This window comes from Streptomyces poriferorum, assembly GCF_019399235.1.
In the GTDB taxonomy this organism is placed as follows: domain Bacteria; phylum Actinomycetota; class Actinomycetes; order Streptomycetales; family Streptomycetaceae; genus Streptomyces; species Streptomyces poriferorum.
Genome location: NZ_JAELVH010000309.1, coordinates 1 through 7,568, shown reverse-complemented (window position 1 = coordinate 7,568; position 7,568 = coordinate 1). Strand labels below are relative to the sequence as shown.

Sequence of the window (7,568 nt, the reverse complement as noted above, 5' to 3'; positions counted from 1 at the left end):
GAGTGCCCCGAGGACCGGGACAAGTGGGTGACGGAACTTCAGGAGCCGGTGACCCGGGCCTGATGCCTACGGGGAGGGGTGGGGGCGGGCCGCACGCGGGCCGCCCCCACCCCTCCCCGTAGGCATCAGGCCCGGGTCACCGGCTCCTGAAGTTCCGTCACCCACTTGTCCCGGTCCTCGGGGCACTCCAGGCTGATCTCCCGCGCGTACCCCGTCGAGCGGCAGCCGCTCGCTTCGATCCCCCGGGCCAGGGCCTGCGCCGTAGGCAGGATCCCGTCCATCGAACCCCGGTGGACGATCGTCGCCGCCTCGAACGGCGGCAGCTCGATCACCGTCACCCCGGTGTCACCCAGCGGCCCGGCCGGGGCCGAGACCGTCACCCCGGCATGGCGGTCAGCTCCGCGACCCGTACCGCCGGAACGCTCTTGATCACGACATCGTCCACGGACATGTGTCCCTCGCTCTCGATCGACCGGAGCCTCGCCTCGACCTGCGCCAGCCGGGCTGCCGCCGCGGCCATCGCCGCCTCCAGCTCCACGCGTCGCAGCCGCAGCATTCCGCGCAGCTCCTCCGGGCCCACCTCCTCGTCGAGGACGGCCCGCACCTGCTGGAGCGTGAAGCCGAGATCCTTGAGGGCGATGATCCGGTTGAGCCGGGCGAGCTGGGCGGCGCCGTAGTAGCGGTAGCCGGTGGCCGGGTCGGTACGGTCGGGGTGCAGCAGCCCGACGGCGTCGTAGTGACGCAGCATCCGGGCCGACACCCGCCCGTACCTGGCGAAGTCTCCGATGGTGAACATGATGTCTCCCAGTGCAAGGCCTCACACGGCGTCAAGGTCAAGCGTGGCAGCCGGCCGGTGCGCGTCACCCAAAGGCAGGAGCCCCGCTCCTCCGCCGAAGCGGGGGAGCGGGGCTCCTTGGGTACTGCGTTACCGGCCGCGATCGGCCGACCCGGGCAACTAGGCCGGGGTGACGTTCTCAGCCTGCGGACCCTTGGGTCCCTGAGTGACGTCGAAGTTCACGACCTGGTTCTCCTCGAGGGAGCGGAACCCGGACGCGTTGATCGCGGAGTAGTGGACGAAGACATCCGGGCCGCCGCCGTCCTGGGCGATGAAGCCGAAGCCCTTTTCAGCGTTGAACCACTTGACGGTTCCGGTAGCCATAAGCCCTCCTTGGGCCAAAGGGTTGCCCTGCTCCAGAACCTGCAAAGAAGTCTGAAAACTACAAAAGCCTGCGGGTTACATGCTCCGCAGGCTCTGTACTGCAAGGGAAACCAAACTGCAACTTGGCGATGAGCCTAGCACGCAGCATGTGGGGAACGGTAGAGGGAAAGATCACTTCAACCGGATGTTTGGCAGCCGTGCGGATGACCGCTCGGGATGCTCCTTCCGGGTGACTCCCGGCCCCTTCCCGAGAGGCCTTCCGAGACCCCTTCGGCGACCATTCCCGGAGCGCCGGAAGAGGGGCCGGTGCGACGCCGCGCGCCCCCGGTGAGGCCGTCCGCCGGTCGCGGGTCTAGCCTCGCGATGTGGACAATTCAACCGTCTCAACCGTCGCAGGCGACGACCGTCGCAGCAGGCCGCGCGTCGGCCACATCCAGTTCCTCAACTGCCTTCCCCTCTACTGGGGGCTCGCACGGACCGGAACCCTGCTCGATCTGGAGCTCTCGAAGGACACCCCGGAGAAGCTCAGCGAGCAGCTGATCAGAGGCGACCTGGACATCGGTCCCGTCACCCTCGTGGAGTTCCTGCGCAACGCCGACGACCTGGTCGCCTTCCCCGATATCGCGGTCGGGTGCGACGGGCCCGTCATGTCGTGCGTGATCGTGTCGCAGCGCCCTCTGGAAGACCTCGACCGGGCCCGGGTGGCCCTCGGCTCGACCTCCCGCACCTCCGTGAGGCTGGCGCAGCTGCTGCTCTCCGAGCGGTTCGGCGTCACGCCCGACTACTACACCTGCCCGCCCGACCTCGGCCTGATGATGCAGGAGGCGGACGCCGCCGTCCTCATCGGTGACGCCGCGCTGCGCGCCAACCTGCACGACGCGCCCCGGCTCGGGCTCCAGGTCCACGACCTGGGCGCCATGTGGAAGGAATGGACCGGGCTGCCGTTCGTCTTCGCCGTCTGGGCCGCGCGCAAGGACTACCTGGCGGCCGAGCCCCTCGCGGTGAAGAAGGTGCACGAGGCGTTCCTGGCCTCGCGCGACGTGTCCCTGGAGGAGGTCACGAAGGTCGCGGAGCAGGCCGCGCGCTGGGAGGCCTTCGACGCGGAGGTCCTGGAGCGCTACTTCACGACCCTCGACTTCCGCTTCGGCCCCGCCCAGCTGGCCGGCGTCACGGAGTTCGCCCGCAGGACCGGCCCGACCACGGGCTTCCCCGCGGACGTGAACGTGGAACTGCTCGGCGGGTGACGACCACCGCCCGGCAGCCACCGCTCGACGGCTGACGGATGTACGGCCCGCGCGGCCCGTGCGGATGTGCGGATACCGATATCGATTCGGGTGAATTCGCGTTGAATGGCCGATTGGCGGGAGGGCTCGGGAGTATGACAGGAGTACGTCTTCGACCCCTCCCGCAATCGAACCGGGGAACGGCACATTCACGCCTTTTGTTGTGGTGAATGGCGTCGTTCGTTCCCTTGGGGGCGAAATCGGCGGATGGTTTCCCTGTGACCCGATGACCTTCGCCCCTAGGCTTCGGTCGGAGGTCCGGCCGGTCCACAAGGGGAGTCCTTATATGCAGCCGCTCGAAGCCGGCGAACCGCTGAGCATCGGTGCCTACCGGCTGCTGGGCCGACTCGGGGCCGGCGGCATGGGCCGGGTGTATCTGGGGCGCAGCGCGGGCGGCCGGACCGTCGCGGTCAAGGTCGTCCACCCGCACTTCGCGCTCGACGAACAGTTCCGTGCCCGGTTCCGGCTGGAGGTGGACGCGGCGCGGCGGATCGGCGGGCAGTGGACCGCGCCCGTCCTGGACGCCGACCCGGACGCCCCCGTGCCCTGGGTGGCACACGGCTACGTCGCCGGGCCGCCGCTCTCGGAAGCCGTCACCGAGCACGGGCCGCTGCCCGAACAGGCGGTACGCACCCTGGGCGCCGGGCTCGCGGAGGCGCTGGCCGCCGTCCACGGACAGGGCCTGATCCACCGGGACGTGAAGCCGTCCAACGTGCTGCTCGCCCTCGACGGTCCCCGGCTGATCGACTTCGGCATCGCCCGGGCCATCGACGCCACCGCCTCGCTCACCTCCACCGGCGTCTCGGTCGGCTCGCCCGGCTATATGGCGCCGGAGCAGATCCGTGGCCTGGACGTCTCGGGCGCGGCCGACGTCTTCTCGCTGGGCGCGGTGCTGGCGTACGCGGCGACCGGGTCCGCTCCCTTCCTCGGCGACTCCTCCGCCGTACTCCTCTACAAGGTGGTGCACGAGGAGCCCGAACTGGGCGAGCTGGAGGGCGGGCTGCGTGACGTCATCGCCTCCTGCCTGGCGAAGGACCCGGCCGGGCGGCCCACCCCGGCGGAGCTCGCCCGGCAGCTGGTGCCCGGTGGGGCGGCGGCCGCGGTGGCGGCGGGCTGGCTGCCCGGTCCGCTGGTGCGCGAGGTCAGCAGGTCGGCGGTCGCGCTGCTCGACCTGGAACCGCAGGAGGCGCCGGTGCAGTCGGGGCCCGTGCCGTTCACCCACGCGTCGTTCGGCTTCAACGGGGGCGTCGCTCCCGGTGTGTTCGGCCCGCCCGTCGAACCGCACCCCACGGCCGGCCCGGCCCCCACTCCCGGCCCGTACTCCGCAGCCGGCCCGTACGGCACGCCCGGCCCGGCGCCGTATCCGTCGGCCGCCGGGACCGACGGGCTGCCCGGGCAGCGCACCTCCGATCCCCGGTTCAGCGTCGGCGTGAGCACCGAGGCCGGTCCGGGGGAGCGCGGCGGGCGGAGGCTGAGCTGCACCGTCGCCCTCGCGGTGGCCGGCGCGCTCGCCGCGGTGACCGTGGGCAGCGCCTTCCTCTTCGACCTGATGCCGGGCGGCAGCGGTTCCAACACGGCCGAACACGGGGACACCGGCACGGCCCCGGGCGCCACACCGTCGAGCAAGGAACCCACACCCGGGCCCACGGCCTCCGCCACCGGCGGCGCCCGGCAGGTCACCGAGGTACCCAAGGGGTTCATCGGCACCTGGAAGGGGCCGATCACCGAGAAGACCAGCGGCCAGCCGCACGGCACGCTCACCGCGGTGTTCGAGGAAGGGAAGAAGGGCGCCGACGTCGTCAGGATGAACACGTCGCTCTCCACCCTCGGCATCGAGGTCAGCTGCAACAGCCGCGCCTCCCTCACCTCCGGCACCGACAAGGAACTGACGCTGCGCGAACGCGCCGACCCGGACCGCCCCAGTACCGCGGGCCTGTGCACGAGCACCGTCGCCGACGTCCACTTCACCCTGGCGGCCGACGGCACCCTGCGGTTCCGGTCGGACGAGCGGGGCGCCGGACTTCCGTACGGCACGCTGAGCCGGTCCGGCCAATGACCCGGAGCAGGGCTGGCGTACGCTGAACCGGTCCGTAGATCCGTTGAAAAACCGCCGAAAGGTGACAGCCCGGTGACCGAGAAGGCCGACCTCCAGCCCATCCTCGACCGAGCCGCCGAAGGCGGCCGGATCACTCCGGCGGAGGCCCTCGACCTCTACCGGTCGGCGCCCCTGCACGCCCTGGGCGCGGCCGCGGACGCCGTGCGCCGGCGCCGGTACGCCGGTACGGAGCACATCGCGACGTACATCATCGAGCGCAACATCAACTACACGAACGTGTGCGTCACGGCGTGCAAGTTCTGCGCCTTCTACGCCGCGCCGAAGGACACCGCCAAGGGCTGGTCCCGCGACCTCGACGACATCCTGCGCCGCTGCGCGGAGACGGTCGAGCTCGGCGGCACGCAGATCATGTTCCAGGGCGGACACCACCCGGACTACGGCGTGGAGTACTACGAGGAGCACTTCTCCGCGATCAAGAAGGCGTTCCCGCAGCTGGTCATCCACTCGCTGGGCGCCTCCGAGATCGAGCACATGGCCCGGATCTCCAAGGTCTCCGCCGAGGAGGCCATCAGCCGCATCCACGCCGCCGGGCTCGACTCGTTCGCCGGCGCCGGTGCCGAGCTGCTCCCGGCCAGGCCGCGCACCGCGATCGCCCCGCTCAAGGAGTCCGGCGAGCGCTGGCTTGAGATCATGGAGATCGCCCACGGCCTCGGTGTCGAGTCGACCTCCACCATGCTGATGGGCACCGGCGAGACGAACGCCGAGCGCATCGAGCACCTGAGCATGATCCGCGACGTACAGGACCGGACCGGGGGCTTCCGCGCCTTCATCCCGTACACGTACCAGCCGGAGAACAACAAGCTGAAGGGCCAGACGCAGGCCACGCTCTTCGAGTACCTGCGGATGATCGCCATCGCCCGGCTCTTCCTGGACAACGTCGCCCACATCCAGGGCTCCTGGCTCACCACCGGCAAGGAGGTCGGCCAGCTGTCGCTGCACTACGGCGCGGACGACCTCGGCTCGATCATGCTGGAGGAGAACGTCGTCTCCTCCGCCGGTGCCAAGCACCGCTCCAACCGCCTGGAGATCATCGACCTGATCCGCAAGGCGGACCGGGTTCCGGCCCAGCGCGCCACCACGTACGAGCACCTCGTCGTCCACGACGACCCGGCGAACGACCCGGTCGACGAGCGCGTCGTCTCGCACATCTCGTCCACCGCGATCGAGGGCGGCACGGCCCACCCGGAGCTCAAGCTCCTGGGCGCCAACTAGGGCCTTTCGCCTTGCTGACGATCCACGCCGCCGCCCTGCTCCTGCCGGGCGGCGGCCGTGCGCCCGTGCCCGGCGGAGCGGTCGCCGTGCAGGACGCGGTGATCGCGGACTTCGGACCGTACGGGGAACTGGCCGCCGCCCACCCCGCCGCCCGGGTCCGGCGCTGGCCGGGCGTCCTGACCCCGGGGCTCCTGCAACGGGACGCCGTCCGGCTGCTGGAGGAGTCGTACTTCCCCGATCCGCGCGAGGCGGACACCCTCGGCACGGCGCCACTGACCGGCGGGGCACTCGACGCGCTCGGGCCCGACGACACCTGGCGGGCCGGCAGCGTGCGGCGCGGGCTGCACCGGATGCTCCGCCACGGTACGACCGCGGCGACGGCCGCCCCCACCGCACCGCCCGCCCTGATCACGGCCATGCGCCGGTCCGGGCTGCTGGTCACCGGCGCACCGGAGCGCCCCGGCGCCGCGCCGCTGCTCGACCCGCTGGCCGGGGCCGCGACGGTGGCCGAAGCGACGGCGGCGCCGCTCGCCGTCGGGGAACGGGCCGACCTCGCGGCCTTCGACGTGCCGGACGAGGCCGCACTGCTGGCGGCGGGCGCGGCGAGCTGCGTGGCGACGGTGGCGGCGGGACGACTGGTGTACCGGGGCAGATAGGGCCCGGTACTACGGCACCGAAGGGCCGCCGAGGTACTTCCCGGCGGCGTCGTACGGCCAGGCGTTCGCGACACAGCCCTTGAGGCCGTCGATCTGCTGCATCATCGCGGGCGCGGGCCGGCCCCTGCCGGGGCACGTCTCGTGGCCGTGGCCCAGCCAGTGGCCGACCTCGTGATTGATGATCAGCGCCCGGTAGTCGGCGAGGGGACCGTCGAACTCGGGCGAACCGGTCTTCCAGCGCTTGAGGTTCACCATGACGTCGGTCCCGACCCGGCAGTTCACCTCGCCGTGCGTGTCGAGGCCGCCCCTTCCGCAGATGCGGTCGGTGGTCGCGGGGGTGGCGATCCGGACGACCAGTCCCGCCGGCCCCTCGGCGACCTGCCGGAAGGAGTGCTTGCCGTGGTGCGACCAGCCGAGCGGCGCGGCCAGGATGCGGGCGACCTCGGCGGCGGCCTCGTCCGCGTCCAGCCCGGAGCCCTTCTCCACCTCGACCCGGTAGGCGTCTCCCCTGCCGGTCTCCGTGGCACCCTCGCGGGCGACCGTGAAGGTGGCGGACGCGGAGGAGGTGCTCGGATCGTGCCCACCGCTCCACCGGATGCCCACGACGGCCGCCGCCACCAGCACCACCGGCACGACGGCCTTGGCGAACAGCCGGTTCCGGCCGCGTTCCCCCGACCCTCCCCGGCGCACATCCCCTGCGGACATCCGCGCCCCTCCCCAGTCCTCTGCGGTTTGCCTTCCCCGCTATAAGGACCGGCGCCGGCGCCGATTGGTTCAGTCCGCACACATATCGATCGTCCGGGCACGGGCCGGACGGGCGTCACCGTACGGAAGGGCCGCCGAGGTACTGCCCCTGGGCGTCGTAGGGCCAGGCGTTGGAGACGCAGCCCTTGAGGCCGTAGATCTGCTGCATCATCGCGGGGGCGGGCCGTCCTTCGCCGGGGCAGGTCTCGTGGCCGTGTCCGAGCCAGTGGCCGACCTCGTGGTTGACGATCAGGGCGCGGTACTCGGCGAGCGGGCCGTGGAACTCCGGGGAACCGGTCTGCCAGCGCTTGAGGTTCACCATCACCACCTCGGCCAGTCGGCAGTTGACCTCGCCGTGCGTGTTCATGTCGCCCGTCGCGCAGATGCGGTCGGTGGTC

General features: G+C 71.5%; 7 protein-coding genes and 1 pseudogene. 4 read left to right on the top strand and 4 right to left on the bottom strand.

From position 1 onward, the window contains the following. Nucleotides 1-125: 125 nt before the first annotated feature. Both JGS39_RS33985 and JGS39_RS33980 read right to left on the bottom strand, forming a co-directional pair. Nucleotides 126-796: pseudogene (locus tag JGS39_RS33985) on the bottom strand (MerR family transcriptional regulator). Between the two features lie 159 nt (nucleotides 797-955). Next, on the bottom strand, nucleotides 956-1,159 hold the full coding sequence (locus JGS39_RS33980; RefSeq protein ID WP_003967102.1) for a cold-shock protein: 204 nt from the start codon (nucleotides 1,157-1,159) through the stop codon (nucleotides 956-958). A gap of 365 nt (nucleotides 1,160-1,524) precedes the next feature. On the opposite strand from JGS39_RS33980, the gene JGS39_RS33975 reads away from it, so the two are divergent. From JGS39_RS33975 to JGS39_RS33960, 4 genes are all read left to right on the top strand, one after another. Continuing rightward, a complete protein-coding gene (locus tag JGS39_RS33975) occupies nucleotides 1,525-2,403 on the top strand; it encodes a menaquinone biosynthetic enzyme MqnA/MqnD family protein (protein WP_219573606.1) in 879 nt (292 codons plus the stop codon). A 325-nt stretch (nucleotides 2,404-2,728) separates the two neighbouring features. Further along, nucleotides 2,729-4,498, top strand: a complete 1,770-nt coding sequence (locus JGS39_RS33970) for a serine/threonine-protein kinase (protein ID WP_219573605.1) — start codon at nucleotides 2,729-2,731, stop codon at nucleotides 4,496-4,498. A 72-nt stretch (nucleotides 4,499-4,570) separates the two neighbouring features. Beyond that, nucleotides 4,571-5,770, top strand: coding sequence for a cyclic dehypoxanthinyl futalosine synthase (mqnC, locus tag JGS39_RS33965; protein WP_219573604.1), 1,200 nt, complete (start codon nucleotides 4,571-4,573; stop codon nucleotides 5,768-5,770). An 11-nt stretch (nucleotides 5,771-5,781) separates the two neighbouring features. Further along, nucleotides 5,782-6,426: an imidazolonepropionase-like domain-containing protein gene (locus JGS39_RS33960; RefSeq protein WP_219573603.1), complete on the top strand. Its 645-nt coding sequence runs from the start codon at nucleotides 5,782-5,784 to the stop codon at nucleotides 6,424-6,426. A gap of 9 nt (nucleotides 6,427-6,435) precedes the next feature. Here JGS39_RS33960 and JGS39_RS33955 read toward each other — a convergent pair whose 3' ends face one another. Further along, entirely contained in the window at nucleotides 6,436-7,131 is a 696-nt protein-coding gene (locus JGS39_RS33955) for a DUF3152 domain-containing protein (RefSeq protein WP_219573602.1), read from the bottom strand. A gap of 115 nt (nucleotides 7,132-7,246) precedes the next feature. Continuing rightward, nucleotides 7,247-7,568 (bottom strand): DUF3152 domain-containing protein (locus JGS39_RS33950; protein WP_219573601.1); only part of this gene is annotated, 322 nt, incomplete at its 5' end.

Coding starts and splice junctions, on each gene's coding strand:
- JGS39_RS33955 (WP_219573602.1), bottom strand. CDS start 7,131: ATGTCCGCAGGGGATGTGCGCCGGGGAGGGTCGGGGGAACGCGGCCGG.
- JGS39_RS33970 (WP_219573605.1), top strand. CDS start 2,729: ATGCAGCCGCTCGAAGCCGGCGAACCGCTGAGCATCGGTGCCTACCGG.
- JGS39_RS33980 (WP_003967102.1), bottom strand. CDS start 1,159: ATGGCTACCGGAACCGTCAAGTGGTTCAACGCTGAAAAGGGCTTCGGC.